The 23396-nt window shown below is 41.0% G+C and carries 22 protein-coding genes; 8 read left to right on the top strand and 14 right to left on the bottom strand.

Features of this window, described 5'->3' with window-relative positions:
* Nucleotides 1–150: 150 nt before the first annotated feature.
* The 4 genes from QT711_RS05070 to QT711_RS05085 form a co-directional block, all read right to left on the bottom strand.
* Nucleotides 151–1824, bottom strand: coding sequence for an ABC transporter ATP-binding protein (locus tag QT711_RS05070; protein WP_317942433.1), 1674 nt, complete (start codon nucleotides 1822–1824; stop codon nucleotides 151–153).
* Nucleotides 1821–2591: an energy-coupling factor transporter transmembrane component T family protein gene (locus tag QT711_RS05075; RefSeq protein ID WP_317942434.1), complete on the bottom strand. Its 771-nt coding sequence runs from the start codon at nucleotides 2589–2591 to the stop codon at nucleotides 1821–1823. Before QT711_RS05075 ends, QT711_RS05070 begins: the two co-directional genes overlap by 4 nt.
* 21 nt (nucleotides 2592–2612) lie before the next feature.
* Nucleotides 2613–3215 (bottom strand): ECF transporter S component, encoded by a 603-nt coding sequence (locus QT711_RS05080; protein WP_317942435.1) that lies wholly within the window; start codon nucleotides 3213–3215, stop codon nucleotides 2613–2615.
* A 174-nt stretch (nucleotides 3216–3389) separates the two neighbouring features.
* The gene (locus QT711_RS05085; RefSeq protein WP_317942436.1) at nucleotides 3390–3749 is read right to left on the bottom strand and encodes an SCP2 sterol-binding domain-containing protein; all 360 of its coding nucleotides are present in this window, start codon (nucleotides 3747–3749) and stop codon (nucleotides 3390–3392) included.
* A 239-nt stretch (nucleotides 3750–3988) separates the two neighbouring features.
* On the opposite strand from QT711_RS05085, the gene QT711_RS05090 reads away from it, so the two are divergent.
* Nucleotides 3989–5890, top strand: coding sequence for a sensor domain-containing phosphodiesterase (locus tag QT711_RS05090; RefSeq protein WP_317942437.1), 1902 nt, complete (start codon nucleotides 3989–3991; stop codon nucleotides 5888–5890).
* A gap of 75 nt (nucleotides 5891–5965) precedes the next feature.
* On the opposite strand, the gene QT711_RS05095 is transcribed toward QT711_RS05090, so the two are convergent.
* Genes QT711_RS05095 through QT711_RS05105 form a run of 3 tightly spaced genes read right to left on the bottom strand, consistent with a single transcriptional unit; the run spans nucleotide 5966 to nucleotide 8292 of the window.
* Nucleotides 5966–7615 (bottom strand): b(o/a)3-type cytochrome-c oxidase subunit 1, encoded by a 1650-nt coding sequence (locus tag QT711_RS05095; RefSeq protein WP_317942613.1) that lies wholly within the window; start codon nucleotides 7613–7615, stop codon nucleotides 5966–5968.
* The gene (locus tag QT711_RS05100; protein WP_317942438.1) at nucleotides 7615–8121 is read right to left on the bottom strand and encodes a cytochrome c oxidase subunit II; all 507 of its coding nucleotides are present in this window, start codon (nucleotides 8119–8121) and stop codon (nucleotides 7615–7617) included. The genes QT711_RS05095 and QT711_RS05100 overlap by 1 nt, the downstream gene beginning before the upstream one ends.
* Before the next feature lie 24 nt (nucleotides 8122–8145).
* Complete coding sequence (locus tag QT711_RS05105) at nucleotides 8146–8292, bottom strand: cytochrome c oxidase subunit 2A (RefSeq protein WP_317942439.1); 147 nt, start codon at nucleotides 8290–8292, stop codon at nucleotides 8146–8148.
* A gap of 309 nt (nucleotides 8293–8601) precedes the next feature.
* On the opposite strand from QT711_RS05105, the gene QT711_RS05110 reads away from it, so the two are divergent.
* Complete coding sequence (locus QT711_RS05110) at nucleotides 8602–9303, top strand: glucosamine-6-phosphate deaminase (protein WP_317942440.1); 702 nt, start codon at nucleotides 8602–8604, stop codon at nucleotides 9301–9303.
* A gap of 329 nt (nucleotides 9304–9632) precedes the next feature.
* Nucleotides 9633–10118 (top strand): C40 family peptidase, encoded by a 486-nt coding sequence (locus tag QT711_RS05115; RefSeq protein WP_317942441.1) that lies wholly within the window; start codon nucleotides 9633–9635, stop codon nucleotides 10116–10118.
* Between the two features lie 609 nt (nucleotides 10119–10727).
* On the opposite strand, the gene QT711_RS05120 is transcribed toward QT711_RS05115, so the two are convergent.
* Entirely contained in the window at nucleotides 10728–11621 is an 894-nt protein-coding gene (locus QT711_RS05120) for an accessory Sec system S-layer assembly protein (protein ID WP_317942442.1), read from the bottom strand.
* A complete protein-coding gene (secA2, locus tag QT711_RS05125) occupies nucleotides 11621–13984 on the bottom strand; it encodes an accessory Sec system translocase SecA2 (RefSeq protein WP_317942443.1) in 2364 nt (787 codons plus the stop codon). Before secA2 ends, QT711_RS05120 begins: the two co-directional genes overlap by 1 nt.
* Before the next feature lie 228 nt (nucleotides 13985–14212).
* Here secA2 and QT711_RS05130 point away from each other — a divergent pair, with 228 nt between their 5' ends.
* A complete protein-coding gene (locus tag QT711_RS05130; protein ID WP_317942444.1) occupies nucleotides 14213–15262 on the top strand; it encodes a glycosyltransferase family 4 protein in 1050 nt (349 codons plus the stop codon).
* Between the two features lie 162 nt (nucleotides 15263–15424).
* On the opposite strand, the gene QT711_RS05135 is transcribed toward QT711_RS05130, so the two are convergent.
* Both QT711_RS05135 and QT711_RS05140 read right to left on the bottom strand, forming a co-directional pair.
* The gene (locus QT711_RS05135) at nucleotides 15425–16492 is read right to left on the bottom strand and encodes an LCP family protein (RefSeq protein ID WP_317942445.1); all 1068 of its coding nucleotides are present in this window, start codon (nucleotides 16490–16492) and stop codon (nucleotides 15425–15427) included.
* 160 nt (nucleotides 16493–16652) lie between these two features.
* Nucleotides 16653–17285 (bottom strand): YigZ family protein, encoded by a 633-nt coding sequence (locus tag QT711_RS05140; protein ID WP_317942446.1) that lies wholly within the window; start codon nucleotides 17283–17285, stop codon nucleotides 16653–16655.
* Nucleotides 17286–17430: 145 nt separating this feature from the next.
* Between QT711_RS05140 and QT711_RS05145 the strand changes: the two genes are divergently transcribed.
* The 4 genes from QT711_RS05145 to QT711_RS05160 all read left to right on the top strand — a co-directional run bounded on the left by QT711_RS05145 (nucleotide 17431) and on the right by QT711_RS05160 (nucleotide 20598).
* Nucleotides 17431–18588 carry a sensor histidine kinase gene (locus QT711_RS05145; RefSeq protein WP_317942447.1) on the top strand — a complete coding sequence of 386 codons (1158 nt, stop codon included), beginning with the start codon at nucleotides 17431–17433 and terminating at the stop codon, nucleotides 18586–18588.
* A gap of 20 nt (nucleotides 18589–18608) precedes the next feature.
* Complete coding sequence (locus QT711_RS05150; RefSeq protein ID WP_317942448.1) at nucleotides 18609–19283, top strand: response regulator transcription factor; 675 nt, start codon at nucleotides 18609–18611, stop codon at nucleotides 19281–19283.
* A gap of 150 nt (nucleotides 19284–19433) precedes the next feature.
* Nucleotides 19434–20024 (top strand): Cif family virulence factor, encoded by a 591-nt coding sequence (locus tag QT711_RS05155; RefSeq protein WP_317942449.1) that lies wholly within the window; start codon nucleotides 19434–19436, stop codon nucleotides 20022–20024.
* A gap of 190 nt (nucleotides 20025–20214) precedes the next feature.
* Nucleotides 20215–20598 (top strand): hypothetical protein, encoded by a 384-nt coding sequence (locus QT711_RS05160; protein WP_317942450.1) that lies wholly within the window; start codon nucleotides 20215–20217, stop codon nucleotides 20596–20598.
* On the opposite strand, the gene QT711_RS05165 is transcribed toward QT711_RS05160, so the two are convergent.
* The 3 genes from QT711_RS05165 to QT711_RS05175 form a co-directional block, all read right to left on the bottom strand.
* Nucleotides 20555–21193 carry a competence protein ComK gene (locus tag QT711_RS05165; RefSeq protein WP_317942451.1) on the bottom strand — a complete coding sequence of 213 codons (639 nt, stop codon included), beginning with the start codon at nucleotides 21191–21193 and terminating at the stop codon, nucleotides 20555–20557. The two genes, QT711_RS05160 and QT711_RS05165, sit on opposite strands and share 44 nt — an antisense overlap.
* A gap of 287 nt (nucleotides 21194–21480) precedes the next feature.
* Complete coding sequence (locus QT711_RS05170; protein WP_317942452.1) at nucleotides 21481–22656, bottom strand: M20 metallopeptidase family protein; 1176 nt, start codon at nucleotides 22654–22656, stop codon at nucleotides 21481–21483.
* Nucleotides 22657–22743: 87 nt separating this feature from the next.
* On the bottom strand, nucleotides 22744–23253 hold the full coding sequence (locus tag QT711_RS05175) for an antibiotic biosynthesis monooxygenase family protein (protein ID WP_317942453.1): 510 nt from the start codon (nucleotides 23251–23253) through the stop codon (nucleotides 22744–22746).
* Nucleotides 23254–23396 lie beyond the last annotated feature (143 nt).

Genomic DNA, 23396 nt, shown 5'->3' on the forward strand with positions numbered 1-23396 from the left:
CTCAAACGCGGCAAACTCCTCAGAAACGCGGCATAACTCGCCCTAACGCGGCAAACTCCCCCGAAACGCCGCATAACTCGCTCAAACACGGCAAAACTCCCCCAAATCGCCGCATAACCAGCCCAAATCCCACCAAACCCCACAAAAAATCTACCTGCATTCAAACAAAATTTCTTCCTCTTTCAAAACCACTTCATTGTACCCGAGCGAATGCACAATTTGAGTAATCATCGGTTGCTCAACATTTGCAAGGGTTAATCGCTCTAGATCCGCAAACGCTTCTCGTGTTGGCCCGTCAAATAGAACGCTTCCCGCGTGGAAAATAATCGTCCGATTAAACGTCGAGGCTACAAAATCCATATCGTGTAAAATGCAAATGACGAGTTTTCCGCTTTCTTGTAAAGAATGTATGATCTTTTTTATTTGCTGTTTCCCTTGATAGTCTTGCCCAATCGTCGGTTCATCGAAAATGATAATCGGTGGGTCCATTGCCAAAATGGAAGCGATTGTAACCATTTTTCGTTCCGCTAGGCTGAGATCATAGGGGTGCTCCTGTGCTTTATGTTGCAAGCCGACGAGCTCTAATGCGTTCTCAGCATTGGCATACGCAACATCTTTTGAAACACCGATTGTTAACGGACCAAATAGTACTTCTTCCCATACAGTACTTTTAAAGATTTGATCGTTGGGATTCTGAAAGATGAGGCCAACAGTTTTGGCGAGTGACGCTGTTGTTTCATCACGTGTATGTTTTCCGTCAATCAGTATATGTCCTGAATCAGGAGTGAGCAAAGCCTTTAACAATTTAACAAAAGTTGTTTTGCCGGCTCCGTTTTCACCAATAATGGCAATTGGCTCACCACTTAACGTCAAATTGATCTGCTGAAGGACCTCATTAGTAGCATATCGATAAGCAAGTTCACGGACCTCAATTACCGGTGTTTTCGGTTGTCTCGTGGATGTAAGCACTTCATCAAACGAAAAACTCACTGTTCTTGTCGGCTTCCAAATGTTTTGAACATGTGGATCATCACCAACCCGAACAGATTGAGGTTGAGAGGAAATCCGTTTAAGTTTTTCGGTCATCGGTAACTCCACACCGTACGCTTCCAAGTCATCTCTAGCAAACAACTCTTCCGGTTTGCTAGCCTGCAATAATTGTCCTTCATGCATGAATAAAATTCGATCAGCATGAGTCGATAATTTTTCAGTATTTTGTTCAATCATAATAATGGTCATACCACTATCTGCTAACCTTCTGGCAATCCGAAAGACATCAGCCGCTCCCTTTGGATCAAGTTGAGACGTCGGTTCATCCAAAATGAGTACATCGGGTTGCATCGCGAGTATACTGGCAAGGGCAACACGCTGCATCTGTCCACCAGATAAGGAAAATGGGTTTCTTTCGTACAAGTTTTCTATGTCGAGCAAACGCATACACTCTGAAATTCGCTGTTGCATTTGTTTTCGAGAGACCCCCATGTTCTCTAAACCAAAAGCAATCTCTTCATAGACAGTCGTTTTCGCCCCTGTCATCTGCGCAAAAGGATTGTCGAATACAACTCCGACTTTTGACATGATGTCACACAAATCATTGGCAAGTATTTCCTCGTTATCAATCATTACTTTTCCGCCGTATGCTCCTTTAAAGAAATGGGGAACGAGACCGGACAATGCGTACGCTAATGTCGTCTTTCCAGCTGTATTCATTCCGACAATGCCAATAAATTCTCCTTTATCAATTGAAAATGAAAGATCTTCTAACGCAAATGTTGTACTGTTTGGGTATTTATACTTCAACTGTTGCGCACGTATGAAACTCATACAAATAACCTCCAAAAGACGACACCCATAAATGCTGTACATAGAAGAGCCCTTACCAACACACTGTGTGCGTAAACAATTGGCTCTTGAATGGACGTCCGTTTCCCTCTTACGTTAAAACCACGTGCTTCTAATGCAAGAGAGCGCTCACGTGTTTCGCTCAATCCATTTAGCACAACCGGTCCGAGCAGGGGAATGAAAGACTTTAAGCGAACCCATAAACTACCTTCTGTTTCCAATCCTCTTGATCGTTGTGCTTCGGTAATTTTCTGTGCACGTCCTAGCATTTGTGGAATGATTTGCAACACGGAGAGCAGTACATATCCGAACCGTGGGGATAACCCTTTTTGAACAAGAGCATCGACCAATTCACTTGGTTTTGTCGTTAAGATGAGCACCCCAAAGCTTAACAGCATATTCATTAGCCGGAGCGTTAGTAAAAGAGCAACTGAAAAACCTTCCTTGTAAATAGGGAAAGTACCAATCTCAACTAGAATAGTGGCACGGTCAGGATGAAAGAAGCCGTGAATAATGAGAATAGACCCGATTAAAAACAAGCTCAATCCGATAACGGGTAAGATAAACTTGAACACATTGCCGATCCACAGTACGAAGCACGCAAGCAACACGGCACCGACGGCGAATAAATGACTTTGCATCATATAGGTTGAGACAACAGATAAGACAACGAACAATAGTTTTGTGAGTGGATCGATTCGGTGTATTGGTGACGGCCTCTCAACATACAACGTCATGTTCTTGTTCAATGCTATCAAACCTTTCCTAATTTATAGCCGCTCGATTTCACTACCCGAGGTATACAGTTGTTTAACGTTTTTCGGGAGCCCTTTAAACAGTAAATAACTGAGCAAAACAGTGACCACTTTGTCTGGTACATCGACAACTACACTATCTGCGAATGAAGCGAACCAAACAGGCAACTCGTTTGAGATGAGTAGTGCAAACAGCGCATCTCCCCAAACGTTGTCTGTCAGACCATCCCAAAAAAGAATATTCAACGGTGTTGAGACAGTCGCAGCTACGAGTCCGACAACGAGTCCAAGGACGATTGCCTTCTTCACACTAGATATCCACCCTTTATACGCCATAATTCCGGCGACAAGACCGATGACCGCTTGTGTAATTGCATAGACGAAAGAAACGGGATTTGTTGTAAAGCCGTAGATGATGTTATTAATAATGCCAACTAGCGCACCAATAATTGGCCCGGCTAGCATACTTGAAAGCACTGTGCCAATGGAATCCACCCAAAGCGGTAACTTTAACAAACTTGCAAACAGTTTTCCAAGATAATTGATACCAATCGCAACAGGAATCAAAACGAGTGCTACAGTTGAAAACTGGAACGACCACATACTTCTTTTATTCATTTGATCTTCTCCTCAACACATTATTATGTCTTTTAACCGGTGTAAAGACACATGTATATACTAATATATTTACAGAGAATAAGGAAGAGCCTATTTACTAAATCCTAAGCGAGTAGATTTTCCTCGATACGTAAAAAAACCGACTCAAGTATTCCATTGAGTCAGCAATCTACGTTATAATTGATATTCTTTTAATAAATTTTCAAGTTGTAAAGCAAGGCCAATATTGCCTTTTACTTTTAACTTACCCATCATGAACGCTGCTGCTGAGTTGAAATCGCCAATAAGCAGTTTTTTGAAGTCTTTGACACTCATCTTCAGTGAACAATCAACTTCTTCACTGGATTTACCGTCTGTTTCATCATAGACTTCTGCACTTTCGTCCATAAATTTCATGACATAACTGCCACCATCTTCACCGGTCAACTCAATACGATACGTCGTCTTCAATCCTTTATAGGGTTCTCGATTTTCAAGCAATCGCTTCCTGATCTCATGCCAAATTGCATCCATGCTCATCGCTTCAACATTCATCCATCAACATCCTCCTAGTAAGTGACTGATTATTCATTCAGTATAGCATATCTCCATGCAGGGGGAGTAAATAAAGTTCCATAATATCGAAGAACCTACGTAAATTGTAAATGTGTCTGAAAGAAGAGTGCCATAAAAGAAGAATTATGAAAAATAGCGGATAATGCTTTAAGAAATGTATAAATTTGTCGATAACAGGAGTAGGTATTTATTGTATAGAAAGGTGGTGTACTAGTTATATGCAACATTCCCTAGAGGAAATTGAGAAGATATTGGAACAGATGATGGAAAAGCAAGAATATATTTTTACACATGCACAACAATTGAACGTATCTAGAGAGTCTATTGCAGATATGCTGCTTGAAATTTGTATCCGTATCGCACGAATTATTGATTGTGAAAAAGTAAGTATTTGGTTGTTTAATGAAGATCATTCAATGTTAAACGCGCAAACGATTTATGAACATCCAAACACACAAGTTCCGCTAACAAATCTTTACCGACACTCGGCACCTTCTTATTTCAAAGCAATTGAGCAAGAGCGAATTATTGCTGTGTCTAACGTCATGACCGATTCGAGAACATGTGAGTTGAAAGAAGACAGCCAATACCGAAATGGACCCATTCAATCTATAGTAGACGCCTCTATTTTACTCAGTAAAGGGATTGGAGGCGTGCTTTGTTGTGAATCAATCCATCAGAGAGAGTGGACGGTTTTTGAAAAAGTACTTGTAACATCCATTGCGGACATGCTGTCTTTCCTCTTTGACCGTTTAGAACGAATTGAAGTGGAAGAGCATGTTCATCACTTAGCCTATAAAGATTTGGTCACAGGACTGGACAATCAATATGCTTTCAATGAGAAAGTGACAGAAAAGCTCCGAACATTGGCAACACATGAGCGTGGATTGTTCATGTATTTTGTGCTCGATCAATTCACAGAAGTCCAAGGTGTGCTCGGCCATGATGGAGCTGACCAAATGCTGAAAATAACAGCTGAGCGTTTAAAAGAGCTCTTTCCTGAACCTGCCCAGACAGCACGAATCGCTTTTGATCATTTCATCCTCTTTTCGCCATTCGAAGGAGAATTGAGTGACAAAAGAAAAATGTTGGATCATATTACCAACAAGTTAAAGCATCCCATGTACATTTGTGGACAGGAAGTGTATATGACTTTTAGTTATGGTGCCGCAATTTATCCTGATCATGCGAAAGATGTAAAACATGGAATTCAAGCAGCTTATATGGCATTGCAAGCGGGGAGAAAGACGTCCAATCGAAAAAGTGGCAGTGTTTACAACCCTAACATGCATACATATTTAAAAGAAACAATGTTATCTGAAATGAATTTACGCAGAGGTTTGGATTTAAATGAATTTCAGCTCCACTATCAGCCGCAAGTCAATTGTCGAACGGGGGAAGTCATAGGTTTTGAAGCACTGCTCAGATGGCAACACCCTGAAAGAGGACTTATTTTTCCATCTGATTTTATCGAACTGGCTGAGTCGACCGGTTTAATAACGCCAATAGGTGAATGGGTCATTCGAGAAGCGGTTAAACAAATTAGCGAATGGAACAAAATGGGTATTGAGAATGTTACCGTGTCCATCAACTTGTCTCCTAGACACTTTCTACACCACAATTTACCATTCTTCTTGGAACAATGTATTCAAGAAGCACGTATTAAACCGCAAAGGCTCGTTTTGGAAATTACAGAAAATGTTGCCATGGAAGAACAAAGTGCTGTGACTAGCCGCATTAAACTTTTAAAGGAAATGGGCTATTCCGTGTCAATCGATGATTTTGGAAAAGGCTATTCAGCATTTATTTATTTGAAGCATTTTCCGATTAATGAAATAAAAATTGACCGTGAATTCATAAGTGAGTTAGGATCGAACATGCAAAGCATCGGGATTGTGCAGACGATCATTCATCTCGCTGAAATGTTAGGGTTACGGACAATTGGTGAAGGTGTGGAAACAAAAGAGCAGTGGGACATCCTAAAGCAACTTGGTTGTTCGCAGCTCCAAGGGTATTATTTCAGTAAACCGATTGAGGTAAATCAAATAAATGAACTGTTTCACAAGTACGGTAGGGGAGGTAAGCTCCTTCTTCCTTCTGCGAGTAAAGTATTATTATAAGTTGAGTCGTTTGATCTGACTTGAAAAATGAAAAACCGCACGAAAGTTTCGTGCGGTTTTTCTATTCCATTCTTTTTATCGACCGATTGGCCAATCAAACGGAATGGACCCTGGTGGAGAGTGTTTTAGAATATCAAACACTGGAATTGTGTATGCGAAAAGGATAAGGGCAATCGTAATGCCAATCCATAAGTACCAGTTCTCTAAAATCTTTGGTGTCGGTTCTGCATCTTCTTCCTCTTCTGCAATCGGAAATTCCTGAACGCCTTTCGGTGCGAAATAAGCGAGTTGAATGAAAATGTAAATCATCAATAAGATACCGATAAAGAGAATTGTGCCGCCGACTGCTTGCGCAATTTGATAACTGATCCACGTATCCACTTGCTCGCCACCTGCGTAATTCGAGAAGTTGGAACGGCGTGGACCACCTAATAATCCTTGAATATGCATGGCGGTTGACATGATCGTCATACCAACTGTCCAAATGATCGTTTGGATGATGCCGAGGCGATTCAGTTTTGGCGTCAAACGTCTACCCGTCAAATGAGGCACTAGCCAATAGGCAATTCCGAAATACGTAAGGAGAACAGTAGTTGCCACAGTTAAATGGAAGTGGCCAGTTACCCAAATCGTATTATGGACAAGTGTGTTTACTTGGTGGGAAGCATTAACGATACCTCCAGCTCCCCCAGGAATGAACGCGACCATGCCGATAAACGGTGCTAGAAAACGAACGTCTTTCCAAGGTAAATACTTAAACCAGCCAAACAATCCTTTATGTCCTTTTCTTCGTCCAGTCGTTTCAAAAGTAGCGAAAATCGAGAATGCAGTCATAAGTGTTGGAACGACAACCATGAACGTCAACACAACTTGTATGAACTTCCACGTAGGATCGATGCCCGGTTCGGTCAATTGGTGATGGAAACCAACCGGAATGGAAAACATGAGCAATAGGATGAAAGATAATCTTGCAAGGGAATCACTGAATAATTTTCCGCCGATAATTTTCGGGATAATTGCATACCATGCCATATAAGCAGGAAGTAACCAGAAATAAACGAGTGGATGCCCGAAATACCAAAACAATGTCCGGCTTAACAAAACGTTAATTGTGGCAGCGTACCCTAATGACCAAGGGATAAATTGAATGAGTACGGATGCGGCTACTCCAAGTGAAGCAATGAACCACATGGCCATGTTGATCGTTACCATGAATGCAAGCAAAGGTGATTTCTGACCAGGATTTGCTTTCTTCCAAACATACAACTGACGGAAATTGACGAACACAGCAATCCAACTTCCGACGATGACGAGAGCTAGCCCTATATAGAAGGCAACGTGGGCACGTAACGGTGCGTAAAATGTATAAAGCACATTCGCTTGACCAACGAGAATTGTAATGGCAGCCATAACCGTACCAACGAGCATTGTCCAAAAGGCAATCCATGCCCATTGACGTTGTTTATCCGAGAGACCGACTGTTTTTCCTAATAACGCAAACTGAAAACCTACAATGAAAAAAGTTGTTAAGACAAGCCCGAGAATGACTCCATGCACAGTGAGTATCGTGTAATAATTAATGCCAAATGGTAATTGAAATTCACCAGCTCGAGCGAGCGTTTGCAATAAACCCATCAACCCACCAATTAAAAGCGAAACAAAAGTCACATACATAAAAGACATATATAAACGGGATTCTTTCTTAGAAAAATTCCAGTCTTTCATCATTCCTCATACACCTCCACAGTTGCAAACATTTGATGGTGACCGATGCCGCAGTATTCGTTACAAACGACAGTAAACTCTCCCGTATTTTTCATAACTGTCTCCAAACGACTTACATGTCCTGGTTCTACCATCATGTTGACATTCGTCCCTGCAACTTGGAAGCCGTGGATGACGTCCTTTGTTGTGATTTGAAATAAAACCGTAGATCCTTTTGGCACGCGGATTTTTTTAACGGGTTTCCCATCATCATCTACTCCGAAATCATAATTGAAAGCTGAAGCAACAATGTTGACGGTGTATTTGCCGTCAGCAACTTCACGCAGTCCAAGATTTTCAGGCTTAAATGCTTCATGCGCTTCTACATTTTGTGGATCGATTGTTTCAATATGACTTTGTGGATGCGCACCTTTCCAAAAGGCTGCAAATCCGATAATCGCTAAAAAAAGTACGAGTGACCCTAAGCCGAATGCAAGCCATATCTTTTCAAATTTATGCAAATGCATCGTATTTCCCCCTAACCTGTATCATTATCGTGATAAAAAGAGTGCATAAATGCCGAACCAAGAAACTAGTATGAAGATCCCTAAAAGCATGACTGCGATGAATGTACCTTTTAAATCCATCCCATGCTCGTTGGAACTTGGTACAAGTTGTTTGGAATTGTCTTTCGTCATTCCTTCCACCTCCTACATTCGAAAGTCGTTTGCTCATACTTTTATCTTAAGCATGTGGTAGAAATAGAGAATTAGGGAATTCCCTATGATTCAATAGATCGGGAATTCGTTCACACTTTGTACAAATGGTCTTCATAATATCGCCATAGATATGTAGTAGTGATTGAATAGGTTTGTTGGAGTGGAAAGAGGGAATAACAGAGTCGACTACCCTTTTTGTGTAAATTATTCGTTTAGTTGACCATACTGTTTATGGAAATTACAATGTAAGAGGTACAATAAATCTAAAATGAAAGTCGGTTGAGAATGATGGAAAAATGTAAACTAATTAAAGTTGAAAGCCCTGAGAAAGGTGCTGAACAATTTTATCAGTTGATAAAAGAAGAGCTTGAAAACGATCGACTTCATGTGCTTGGATTGGCTACAGGAAGTACGATGATTCCGGTCTATGCAAAACTAACAGCGTCTGAGCTGGATTTTTCAAATGTAACAACATTCAATTTGGATGAATACGTCGGTCTACCAGCAACGAGTCCAAACAGTTATGCATATTTCATGGATGACCATTTATTTAATAAGAAGAAGTTCAAAGAAACGAATATACCAAATGGAATGGCTGCAGATCTAGACGCGGAATGTAATCGTTATGAGCAAGCGCTGCAACAAGCAGGTCTTGACATTCAATTGCTCGGAGTCGGAGAAAATGGCCATATCGCATTTAACGAACCTGGCACACCTGCTGACTCGGTTACGCACGTAGCAGAATTGACGGATTCCACACTAGGTGTCAACAGTCAATACTTCGACAACGATGAAAAAATCCCAACGACTGCTTTGACAATGGGGATTGCTTCTATTATGAGTGCGAAAAAATTAGTCTTGCTCGCTTTCGGCGAGAAAAAACGACCAGCAATTACGAAGTTCTTGGAAGGGAAAATTGATTCCGATTGGACAATTACGTACTTGCACGAACATGATGATGTTACGATTATTACAGATTTAGACATGTAACAAGGAAGAGAAGGGGCGGGCAAACATAAGAGTGTCCTTTTCTCTAAATAATTTCATAGCATAAGAAAAACTGCGTGAGGGCGACTTGTCCTTCACGCAGTTTTATTTATGCGTGCATTCGCTTGTATTAGGTATTCATTGAAATGAGCAAGTAAAGTGTACAAATAGGAGCTGTTATGGGCGGAAAATGACAAATATGTTTCAACGTGAAATACAACGCGATTTTTGTAATGTTATTGTTACATAACTGTAATATAGGACGAGCATAGTACGTGTTAAAGTTAATGCAGATGATTTATTCAGATAAATATAAAATTTTGGGGGATTATATGAGAATATTAGCACAGGTGCAAAAGTCATTTGTTATTTTTGCAGTTTCTATCGTATTGCTCGTCTCGCCGTTCGCTAGCCAAGCTGAAGCGTCATCAATTACTATATCTGACACTGCAAAGAGTTTAAAAGGAATAAAATATAAATATGGCGGTACGACAAAAGCTGGTTTCGATTGTTCAGGGTACATCCAATACGTATTTAAGCAACATGACATTTCATTACCTCGCACCTCTTCAGGGATGCATGCAACAGGTACGAAAGTGAACAAAGCTGACTTACTTCCAGGTGACCTTGTTTTCTTCAATACTTCCGGTAAAGGGGTATCTCACGTAGGCATCTACGTTGGTAACGGGAAATTCGCCCATGCCTCGTCTTCAAAAGGTGTACGTGTAGATGCATTAAACGATCCTTATTACTGGGGAGATAAGTACGTTGGTGCTAAACGCATTAACGGTGCCACTTCTGTTGCATCAACAAAATAAGTAATATAAGTCTCTTCCAAGAGCGGATTTTCTTTTATAGAAATTCCGTTCTTTTTGTATGCATTCAATTCAGTTGCATAAGTACTATGTGTCAAAACCTGTCGCGAATAAAAACGAACCTTACATCGCCTCTCGCATCTTTCCATGCTTTAAGGTCCTGTAAGCATTACGGTATAAAAAGCAAAACCTATATTGTAGCAAACACCTTCGCAATGCATAAACTTATCGACTAGCTCTCTGCTTAAAAGCTACATTTGTTTTGCAAACAAACCCTCTAAATTGTCAAAACCCATTTTGGCGCGACAAGCTATCATTTTTGAATAGAATGTATCCGCGGTACTTAAAAGTACATAAGTTGTATCACACAACCGCGGCAAACTTTCCCAAAACGCTGCATAAATGTTCAGAACGCGGCAAACTTCTCTGAAACGCCGCATAAATGTTTAGAACACGGCAAACTTCCCCAAAACGCCGCATAACTCTCCAAAACGCGGCAAACTTCCCCAAAACGCCGCATAACTCCTCCCAAACACCGCATAACAAAAAAATCCGCAGGAAACCCACTGTAAGGTCCCTGCGGCAATTCCATTATGCTTTTAATCTCTCTAGTTATTGAGGCACACGAATGGACCAACGGGAGAAATCAGGGTCCTCTTTTTGTACCATTTCTTTCGGATAAATAAACGTCCACGGTTTTGATGTATTGGCCTTCACATCGAATGAATCGAGTTTGAATGATCCACGTGCAATCAGATCACCTGTAGCATCAATTAATTCTAATGGTAGATTTTCAATGTTGATTTGTTTTGAGTGGCCGTTACGGATGAATACAGAAGTGGCGATACTGCCGTCTTCCTGTTGTTTCACTTGAAATCCGGCGATGTTCACTTCACGTGGTTTTAATTTCGGCATACTTTCAACTGCTTTTTCAAGCGCTGCTTTCTGATCTGCTGAAAGCCCTTCTTCCCAAGCCGGCTCTAATTCTAGTTTGTGCGGCACCATCGATTGGACGTTAAACGCTAGTTTCCAACCTTCAGCTGGTGGGGTTTCCGCAAACAGATTTTCTTTCGTAAAGACGAATACCCAAGGACGTGCACTCGTTGCTGGGATATCTCCCAATTCTTCTAAGTTGAATTGTTGGGACGCAAGCATATTCCCTTCACGGTCTAGCAATAACAACTCGACTTCGCCAAGTGTAATGGACTGACTGAGAGAAGAGCGGAAAAAAGCTTTTACGAGCCAATTACCGTTCGATTCATCTACGTCTATGTCGATACCGGATAAGGAAATTTGATCGGGCTTCAAAGGTTCCAATTCATTCGCTAGAAATCTGAAGACGTATTCCTGTTCTTGAGAAATTGTCCATTGAGGGTGAAGGGACAACGTTGTCTCAATATCATCTGTGCTCGCAGATGGGGCATTGCCTTCTAAAATTTCTTCGGAACCAATTGTACTATCGGAGCCTTTTTTTTCGGTTTTTGTAAATAATGAAAAGAGTTTCATTAATCTTGTCCCTCCTGTTGTTGTGAAATCAACTTCATGAAACCAATAATTTCAGAAGCAATGTTTCGGCGTAATTGTTGATAATGTTTGCCAAATAACTGCAACCCTTCTCGTTGGTAAATACGCATCGGATCTTCTTGTCCATAAGAACGTAAGCCGATTCCTTCCTTTAGACGCGCCATCACTTCCAGGTGTTTCACCCACATGGAGTCGATATGGCTCAGCATCACTTGAGGGATGATTTCTTTAACTTCCTCATTGTCGACAAATCTGTCCAGATAGTCAAAAAGGGTTTGCAGCGCTTCATCGTAAACTTTAACAATTTCAGATGGCTTTTCCAAATTTCGTGGAAGTGTTATTGGCTCTAATAGAAGTCCATTCATCGTGCGTTCAATTCGATCAAAATCGTATTGGTCAGGCGTTTCGTGTTCAGGACAGCTATCATAGACGACAAACTCAACCGCTTCCGTCACCATTGTCTTTAATTGTTCAAAGAGATTTTCACGTTCTAGCACTTTATCTCGCAATGAATAGACGACACCACGCTGATCGTTAATAACATCGTCCAATTTCAAGTTGTATTCACGCATGGAGAAATGCGCGCCTTCTACGATTCGTTGAGTGCGTTCTGTTAGCTCATTTACTTCAGTATTTTGAACAAGACCATCTTCGTCCGCTTTTACTTTCTTATTGAACTTTTCAAGGTCATCTTTTGCAAAACGTTTGAACATATCATCTTCGAGTGAAATGAAGAATTGGCTTTCCCCTTTATCACCTTGACGACCGGAACGTCCACGCAATTGATTATCAATGCGGCGGCTTTCATGTTTTTCGGTTCCTAAGACAAAGAGGCCACCATTTTCTTCAACCCCTTCACCAAGCATAATGTCAGTTCCACGTCCAGCCATGTTTGTAGCGACCGTAATATGACCATATTGCCCCGCTTGGGAAATGAGGTCGACTTCTTGTTCGACACTTTTTGCATTTAACAGGTGGTAACTAAGGTTTTCTTTATCCAAATACTCGGCGACTTTCTCAGATTGTAAAATGGAAGTGGTCCCGACAAGGACAGGTTGTCCTGTCTTATGACGTTTCGCAACTTCTTTTGCAACAGCAATGTACTTTTGATCGGTTGTGACAAAGACATTATCTGGTGAATCGACACGTGCTCGTGGTCGGTTTGTCGGAATTTGAATGACTTCCATGTTGTACACTTCACGAAATTCTTTTTCCTGTGTTTTTGCAGTTCCGGTCATACCACTTAGATGTGGATACATTCTAAAATAGTTTTGAATGGTAATTTGAGCTTGGGCTTTGTTTTCCTCTGTAATCGTAAGCCCTTCTTTTGCTTCGATTGCCTGGTGCAAGCCGTCGGATAGTGTACGGCCTTCCATAATCCTTCCCGTGAACATATCCACGAGCTCCACTTTGTCGTCTTTGACGATATAATCTACATCTCTTTCAAAAATGACAAAAGCGCGGACAGCTTGAATCATATAATGATAAAGTGTCTGGTGTTCGAGTTCATACAGATTGTCGATCCCAAACGCCTTTTCAACTTGTTCAATCCCTTCATCAGTAAGGGATGTCGCTTTTGTCTCGTCGTCAAAGTCGAAGTGGACACCTTTTTTAAATCGTTTGGCAAGTCTTGCTGCAATGAAATGCAAATCTGCATCCGCTTGCATTTTCCCTGCAACAATCAATGGCGTCTTCGCTTCGTCAATTAACACACTATCCACTTCATCAATGATTGCGAAGTGGTACGGTCGCTGTACTTTTTGAGAAGGGTATTGGACCATGTTATCCCGAAGGTAATCAAAACCAAATTCCGTTCCAACTCCGTACGTAATGTCTGCCATGTACGCATCTTGTTTTTCAGGGCCTTGCATCATCGGTACATTCAGTCCGACTGTCAAACCAAGGAAACGATGAATTTGACCGATTTGTTCATAATCGCGTTTTGCAAGATAGTCATTTACAGTGATGACATGGACACCTTTCCCTTCAAGGGCACGCAAATAAGAGGGGAGGGATGCAACAAGTGTTTTTCCTTCCCCTGTCGGCATTTCTGCAATATTTCCTTCTGACAGTACCATCCCGCCAATGAGTTGGACGTCAAAATGACGCATCCCCAATACTCTCTTGGATGCTTCGCGAACGACGGCAAATGCTTCAGGGAGTATCGTTTGAATTGTATCTCCATCATGAATTTGCGTCTTGAAAACTTCTGTCATATGTGCAAGTTCTTCATCTGACAACGTTTCGTATTTAGCTTCTAAACTATTTATGTGTTCGACAACTTTCCGGTATTTTCGTAGTTGTCTTTCGCTCGTTTGGGTTGAACGTTTAAAAAATGATAACATGTATTGACGCTCCTTTAATTGATCCTTCACCTAAGGATATGGTTCTATTTTATCAAAGTACTTATAAAAAGACTACCGTGAGCGGTAAAAGAACAATAGTAGATTTAGGATAGTTTGCAGAAAAAGAGGGTATAGTAGTTTCAAGTTGCTAACTTGGGTGCTTTCCAACAGCAAACGTGCTATAATACTTGTGGCTAATTAAATTATTGATTTACGGGGAGGAAGGACATGTTATTCCTTGCAATGGCCGTAGCTTTCGTAGCTGCCATCATACTCACTCCGCTCGTCATTAAATTCGCATTTCGGATTGGGGCAGTCGATCATCCTAATTATCGTAAAGTGCATGCTTCTGTCATGCCGCGAATCGGTGGAGTTGCTATATTTGGCGCATTCTTTATCGGCTATTTATTATTACGTCCCGAAGATGATCTTGTAAACGCTACGGGAATTCTCGTTGGCGCGTTCATCATTATCATTACAGGTTTTTTGGATGATATGCTGGAAATCACCGCTAAAGCGAAGATGTTCGGACAGCTCATTGCTGCGATCATCGTCATTACATGGGGCGGCCTTCAAATTGACTATATTAACTTACCATTTTATGGCCAGTTCGACTTTGGTTATTTAAGTATACCAATCACAATTATTTGGATTATCGGCATCACGAATGCCATTAACCTAATTGATGGTTTAGATGGCTTGGCGGCCGGTGTTTCTACAATTGCACTGATTTCCATAACGGTGATGGCTGTCATCATGGGCAATGTGTTTGTTGTCGCAACAGCTGCAATATTGGCAGCAAGCTCTCTCGGTTTTCTGTTTTACAATTTTCATCCTGCGAAAATCTTCATGGGAGATACCGGAGCGCTATTTCTCGGCTATATGATCGCAGTTCTTGCACTTTTAGGGTTCAAAAATATCGCAGTCGTATCACTCGTCATCCCGATTATTATGTTAGGTGTACCGATTTCTGATACATTCTTTGCGATTGTAAGACGCGTACGAATGAAACAACCGATTACTGCACCTGACAAATCCCATTTGCATCATTGTTTATTGCGAGCAGGGTTTTCACACCGCCAAACTGTGTTAATCATTTACGGTTTAGCAATTTTATTCGGTGTGGCAGCAGTACTCTTCTCACAAGCCACTGTTTGGGGAGCAATTGTCTTAATTGCAGTCATGTTACTTGCAATTGAACTTTTTGTGGAAGTAATTGGTCTAGCAGGAACGAATTATCGACCATTATTGAATCTTGTACGAATGATAGGGAAATGAAAAAAGGTGATGTGCACAAATTGTGCATGTCACCTTTTTTTCATGTTGGAGCAGAGGAGTGAAACTTTACTCGTCTCTCTATGTGTTTTCCAATAGAAAACAGGTAGAGGGAAATCGACATTAATCGTTTCTCTCTACCTGTGTTTCCATTTGTAAGGCTCTTCAATCTGAGAAGTCGTCACTACCATCAGCCGTTTCGTCCGCTGAATGTAATCCGTTTGAATTCGAATCGGTTAATGATGAAGAATCAGGGATGAGTCCTAAATGGGACTGCAATAACTGACTGACATTTTCTAGGTCGCTATCTTTCAGTTTGTAATAATACACCCCGGTAGACCAATCATCATATCCTTGCAAGTTAATTGTATCAATTTGTGGCATGCCATCTTTTGCATACTCCCAAAACGAGGTCATCTCTTTGAAAGTCATGTCGGTTTTCATATTATCCCCAACTGCGTCAATGACATCACCATATTTGGAGATCGATTTAACAGACACCATTTCTTTAATAATTGATTGGAGAATCATTTGTTGACGTTTGCCTCGTTCGATATCACTGTCCAATTTACGCGTTCTTGCCAGTGCAAGGGCATGACGTCCATCTAACACGTGCAAGCCCTTTTTCAATTGGATAGCGTTTTTATCATTTTCATCTTTTTCCAATCGATCATATGGAACTTCTACTTCGATGCCGCCAAGCGCATCCACGACTTCAATGAACGCATTAAAATTCATTTTCACATAATAATCAACCGGAATGTCGAGCATTTCTTCCACTGCTTCAATTGAAGCATGTGTGCCGCCATAAGCGTGAGCATGGGTAATCTTATCTTTATAACCGACTTTCGGGATGTACACATACGAATCACGCGGAATGCTTAATAACTTAACGGATTTCTCTTCGGGATTAAACGTAGCGACAAGAAGGGCGTCCGAACGGCTATTTCCTTCGCCTTGCATCCTTGCTTCGCTGTCATCTACACCGATGAGCAGGACTGAGACATTGTCTTTGGCAGGTTCCACTTTCGCCTCGCCACGAAGATCCGACTTTTGTGTGCTCGGAACTGGCTCGTAAGCGCGGTCCACCGCTTTTTCAGCCTTCTGATGCAAAGAAAGTGCATAAGCTGAAACGAGTAACAAAGTCGCGAAGGAAACGGAAAGCCCAATTTTAATGGCCAGTCTTTTCTTTGATGTCTTCTTTTTCATGTTTCTATACTCTTTTCTTTTCATTCAGGTTTAAGCCCCCTGTATCAGCTCGGTAAGGTGTGAAGCTGATATAATCGATCCATCTACTAGCTCTATGTCAAAAAACTCTTGTTGTCACTATTTTTTGCAATCAATCGTCAACTTTCAACATTATACTATTAAATGGCGCATCCGTATACTATTATCAACAATCGAATTCTAAAAACGCTGTCGATATTTTGGTGATTTCAGCTTTAGCACTTGTTAATTCTGTAATCCACTCGGAAAACGTATCCGTTTCAGAAACTGGAACATATAGCAGTAAATGAACGTCTTCTTCATAGAGGATCTGTTCAAGCGGGTATGTGGACTGACGTACTTCATTTTCAAGTTTACCAAGCAACGTATAATCAATGGACACTTTCATCAGTTCATGGAGCTTTCGTTCAACAACGCCTGTTGCAGCAATTCCCTCAGTCGTCGCACGTCCATACGCACGGATTAATCCGCCACCCCCTAGTTTGATGCCACCGAAATAACGGGTGACAACGACAGCGGTATCTTTTAAACCTTGCTTCTTTAGTACTTCTAGCATAGGAAAGCCAGCGGTTCCGGAAGGCTCACCATCATCATTTGCTTTTTGGATCTGATCATGCTCTCCAATTAAATACGCTGAACAGTTGTGTGTGGCCGTATGATGCATCTTTTTAATATCCTGGATGAAATCGAGCGCTTCTTCTTCGGTTTCAACACGTTTAACAGATGTTAGAAATCTCGATTTCTGAATGACGAGTTCACTTTCGCCGTAAAGTTTGACAGTTTTATAATCTGCTCGCATTTGCAGCACCCCTATCACTTGTAATACAATCGTAATACGCAATTAGTTTTATAATGATATAATAACAAAGTGTATAAGGAATTAATGAATACTGCAACATTGCAACTGTTGTACGTGTTTTGATTTCCGGACGGGAGAGGTTGAATTGGCTGAGAAGACAATAGACATCCAAAAACTTGAAAGTATTTTCGACAACATGGTCAATGTGATGGATCAATCTAAAAATGACATATTTACAATCAGCGAGCAAAGCCGACAAGCTCTCCAGGAGATGCAAAACGAAGTAGCGATCATTAAAGAAGAGATTTCCCGGGTAATAGATGAAGGGGATTATTTGGAAGACATGACGCGCCATTCCAGAAGAAGGCTTGCAGATGTCTCCAAGAATTTTATGAACTATTCCGAGGAAGAAGTACGTAAAGCCTACGAAACTGCAAATGATCTACTTGTAAGATTATCGATCAATCGAATGGAAGAGAAGCAATTACGCGTACGAAGAGATGAACTAGATCGTCGCATTGTCGCTCTTTTGGATACGATTGAAAAAGCAGATCAGCTTGTCAATCAAGTGACAACCGTCATTTCTTATTTGACATCTGATTTAAAAAAAGTTGGAGAAGCACTCGAAACAGCTCGCCAAAAACAAGAATTCGCCATACAAATCATTCACGCCCAGGAGGAAGAAAGAAAACGCCTCTCTCGTGATATCCATGATGGGCCCGCTCAAATGTTAGCAAATGTTTTGTTGCGCTCAGGACTTATCGAAAAGACGTTTGCAGAAAGAGGCCCGAATGAAGCTTTGTCTGAGCTAAGTCAATTAAAAGTGATGGTTCGAAATGCGCTGCTTGAAGTACGTCGTATTATTTACGACTTACGTCCAATGGCGCTCGACGATTTAGGTTTAATCCCTACTCTCAGAAAGTATGTTACGACCGTTATGGAATATGAAGAAGGTGTAACAATCCATTTCATGAATAACGGGACGGAAATACGTTTTGACTCAACAATTGAGGTAGCGATTTTCAGACTTGTCCAAGAATCCATCTCGAATGCACTAAAACATGGAAACTCCAGGGATGTTTGGGTGAAAGTCGAATGGCTCCGTGATACAATGAATATTGTTGTGAAAGACAACGGAAAAGGATTCGATATAAATCAAACTAAAGAGAAATCATTTGGCATTATAGGAATGCGGGAACGAATCGAGTTGCTGAAAGGTGAAATGAAAATCATGTCAGCTATCGGGAATGGTACAACGTTGCTATTCCGTATTCCGTTACAAGAAAATAGTATTGTTGAATAGGGTATTGGGAGGGAATGAAAATGACGAAAATTTTGATTGTAGATGACCATCAATTATTCCGTGAAGGTGTAAAACGAATTCTTGATTTTGAAAATTCATTTGACGTAGTAGGTGAAGGGGACGACGGCTCTGAAGTAGCTGAGCTTTATCGTCGTTTCAATCCTGATGTCGTCTTGATGGACATTAACATGCCAGGCATGAATGGTGTGGAAGCAACGGAGAATTTGAAAAATGAATTCCCGGACGCAAAAGTCATCATTTTATCAATCCATGACGATGAATCATATGTATCCCATGCACTCAAATCAGGTGCACTTGGTTACATGTTAAAAGAAATGGATGCCGATGCAATTGTACAAGCTATTAAAGTGGTAGCTGCTGGTGGATCGTATCTACATCCGAAAGTCACACATAATTTAGTAGCAGAATTCCGTCGTTTAAGCGAGCGGGAGCACAAAGGTTCTTTCCAACAAAATGATATTCGTCGCCCACTCCATTTGTTGACGAAGCGCGAATGTGAAGTCCTCCAATTGTTGACGGATGGTCAAAGTAACCGTACGATTGGTGAAACACTCTTTATTTCTGAAAAAACGGTTAAAAACCATGTGTCGAGTATTCTTCAAAAGATGGGTGTCAATGACCGTACACAAGCCGTTGTTACGGCGATTAAAAATGGCTGGGTGGAAGTAAAGTAATTGCCTTCCCCCATTATGGGTAATTAGATGTACCTTCATCTTGATCCCGCTTGGAAGCATCTCGCTAGCGCAAGTGGAAGACGGATGATACAGTTTGAAGGGACCTTCTATTTTAAGAAGGTCCCTTTCGAAGTTTGAGGAGGCAAAAGGATGAAAAAGACAGTCGTTTATTTGATGCTTGTATTTGTGCTTGTACTAAGTGCTTGTTCGAAGAATGAAGAGGATAATGCCAATCAAGGCTCTGTAAATGATGGGGAAACGTCCAATGAATTCGGCTCTATTGATCACGGTGTTGATGAAAACAAAGTAGGGTTCAACCTATCAGGCGGCGAAATCGAAGAAGCTGCCGATGTCCCTGCGGAAGAGAAAACCGCGTTAATGGAAGCGTTTGACACGTATATTCATGCATTTAACGCGCAAGACGTAGATGAATATATGCGTACACTCTCAAAAAATCCGCAAAGCTTTTCCATTGATGAAGAGCGTACTTACATTGAAGGGGTTTTTGGTGAATACGAGATCAGTCGTGATGCAAAAGACGTAACAATTGTAAAATATGATGCGGATAAAGGGGAAGCCCAAGTGTTTTCCAATTTGGATACGACATTAAAGCAGAAGTCTTCGGGCCTTGAAACGAACCGTACCGGCAGACAAGTGACCGTTTTCACGAAAGAAGACGGCAACTGGAAAGTGACGTCTGTTTATTACATGGAGGACCAGCCTAGCGGCGAAGCAAAATGATAAGTACGTAACGAGTAATGAGTGATTTCTTGTCAACTAGACGGGGAATCGCTTTTTTGTTGAATCCGTTGTAAGAATCGTGCAGTTTATTCCTATGTATAAAATTCCCTTCTCGCTCCATATTGATTTTAAGACTGTATGTGGTATTATAAGAACAAATGTTCTTGTTGTTGTGAGAGGAGGAATGGGTATGCCTTTAATTCCTGCAAAGGCATTGCCGCACTTTGAAAATATGATCTACTTGCCGTTGCTTGTAATTGTGTTGGAACGTGACCGTGTAGGTATTGAAAAAGGTCCCTTTAAACTGAAGGGACCTTACCTTACAATGATTGATACGGTATTGTCACAAGTCCACGAGGAGTTACAAGAGACAAAAATCTTTTTAAAACGTAATAACATGAAAGTGCTCCAAAAAAGTAGGGATAACATGTTTACGGAATATATTTTTTTAAATGGTGGTTATGAAGACCATCGTCGTTACTTAAATGTTAGACTTCGAAATCGGACGGAAGAGCTACTTCATCTTTATTTCATGAAGGGGTTGAACCATCCGCGGACGAATGATCGTCACTGATTTTTTTTGTAGATGAATAGAGTTCATCTAAATGTTCTTCTAACACGACAGAATCGCCATGCTCTCTTTGAGTCAATGTGTGTTCAGGTTCTTGAGAGGATAAGAGGTTGGACGTGCGATTCAATTCTTTCTGTTTGTTGATGAAGTTAATTTCAACCAATCGCGCTAACGAGAACTGTCGATACATTGTAGCGACTGTGACACCGATTTTTATATCCATACCGTTCTTCAATTTTACGATTGTTTGCAAACCATCGGGTAGGAAAGAATCAATTGCATGATAGGCAATCCACGTGTTGTAATCTGATTTTGCGGACATTGTTGGGATGAAGATAAAGGGCATGCCATAAGAATTCGCTATTAGCAGAGGTAGTTTGTGCCGTCTACCTAGTAAATTTGCCGAAGATTGCATAGCGTTATCGAAACTTCCACCGTAAAATTTACATGAACGCGTAACGATATGTAAAGGTTTCTTAGCAATCGTAAACGTATCGTTCTGTTCAATTACAGACGTATAAATCCTTTTCCCATAAGTTTTAGGACTCATTACTAATGTGTCAAAAGATATAACATAATTTGTTTTCGATTCATTCAATTTCCATTTCCTCCTTTTCTCGTAAACAGTACCCTAAATAGTATTATAGAGCACATAAAATTAAATGCAACCTTTTTTCATGAATAATTCGAAATATTAACCAAATCAGAGAATTATTTTAATTAAAAAATAGGTTAAATAACATATTAATTAGGTATTATTATGCAATTATTAAGTCTTCTAGAACTAGTACAAATATACCCTCGAAAGGGATTTCTATTGATAAAAAAAGAAGGAATTTTCTTGTTGTCTAAGAAAATTCCTTCTTTTAATAAAATATTTATTTTTCACTCAGTTTTCTGATAATCCAGCGCTGCAGCACCTAATGTTTTGGCTGCAATTAACATCGCTCGTTCTTCAAAATCGAATTTTGGATGATGGTGAGGGAAAGGAGCTGCATCCACAGGTTGAGCACCCGTAAAGAAAAATGTGCCTGGCACTTTTTCTAAGTAGTACGCAAAGTCTTCTCCACCCATTTGAGGCTTGCTTTCTACGATTGCGCTAATGTCAGGAACAGTTTTAGCGACTTGCTGAAGGAATTCAGTTTCCTTTTGATGGTTCACAACAGCAGGGTAGCCTCGGAAATAGTTGAAAGTAATTGTGCAATCATTTGTGAGGGCAGTCCCTTCAACGACACGTCGCATTTCTTGTTCCATCAAGTCGCGGATTTCTGGGCTAAATGTTCGTACGGTCCCACCAAGTTTTGCGGAGTCTGCAATGACATTAAAAGCATTATCTGCCATGAATGAGCCAATGGACAGAACTGCGGATTCAATCGGATCGACACGACGTGAGACAAGTTGCTGTAAGTTCATGACAAGCTGTGCACCAATGACGACTGCATCTTTCGTCTGGTGAGGTGCAGCACCGTGTCCGCCAGCGCCTTGGATTGTAATTTCAAAACGATCAGCAGCAGCCATGATAGGACCTGTACGGTATTCAATTGATGAATAAGGGGTTAGTGACCATAAGTGCGTTCCAAAAATGACGTCTACGCCATCGAGGCAACCGTCTTCAATCATTGAGATGGCTCCACCAGGTGCAAATTCCTCAGCGTGTTGGTGGATGAAAACGTATTCTCCTGCCAAATCTTCTCGAAGGTCGAAAATGACTTTCGCCAATTGCAACAAAGCTGCTGTATGGCCGTCATGACCACAAGCATGCATGACGCCTGGAACAGTCGATTTGTAAGGGACGTCTTTTTCATCCTGAATCGGCAACGCATCAAAGTCTGCGCGTAATGCGACTGTCTTGCCTGGGCGTGCGCCTTTGACCCTCGCTACAACGCCATTGCCGCCAACGCCTGATTGGACCTCGATACCAAGATTTGCATAGAAATCATGGATATATTGTGCGGTCTTTACTTCTTTAAAAGATAGTTCGGGATGCATATGAAGATGTCTTCTGATGACGACCATATCTTCGTACGCAAGGTCCAGTTTCTCAAATAGTTGCTCATTCATTCAATTACCCCTCTCAAAACGTTATTTATCTGCATTTATCATTATAACAATACGTGAGATGGGTCGCAATGTAGTCTGAACTATTGATCAATCTGTTTCTTCAGGTTTTGCAATGTATGTTGTGACATACGATGCGCTAGAAAAAATATGCGTTGTATTATCAGCGAATTCATCCGGGGATGGATGGGAAAACTTGAAAGAAGGAGAGTTTTTCCAACGATCATAGTCAGAAGCCTCTTCCCATTCGGTCATAACAACGTACGTATCCGATTCAAGTGGACGTAGTAGTCTGTAAGCAATAAACCCTTGTTGGGTTTCAAGTTGCTCTCCTTGTGACGAAAAGCGGTGTTCAAAAACAGGTCGTCCTTCATCCGTCACAGGGATATTATTGCATACAAAATAGCCTTTATCGGTAATAGAACCCGTAGAACTTATGACTTCATACCGTCGCGGTGTTTGAAACACAGATTTTGATTCGGTTTCATGAATAAGTAGCGACTGTCCACTACCGTGCATGAGCACCATCTGTTTATCTGAATGACGTTCTTGCAGTTTTTCCATAAAGTCTCTCGTTCCAGTTGTCATGTACATATACATTCTCAAAACCTCCAATGAAAGTGATACTACTCATATTTTCCCCCAAATAGGTAATTAAAACAAACAATGTCTAAATGATGGCAGATTGCACGGGAAATGAACACAATTTCGTGACAAATCAAGGCAAATACTATACATTACAC

Source organism: Sporosarcina saromensis (assembly GCF_033253735.1).
Taxonomy (GTDB): Bacteria; Bacillota; Bacilli; order Bacillales_A; family Planococcaceae; genus Sporosarcina; species Sporosarcina saromensis.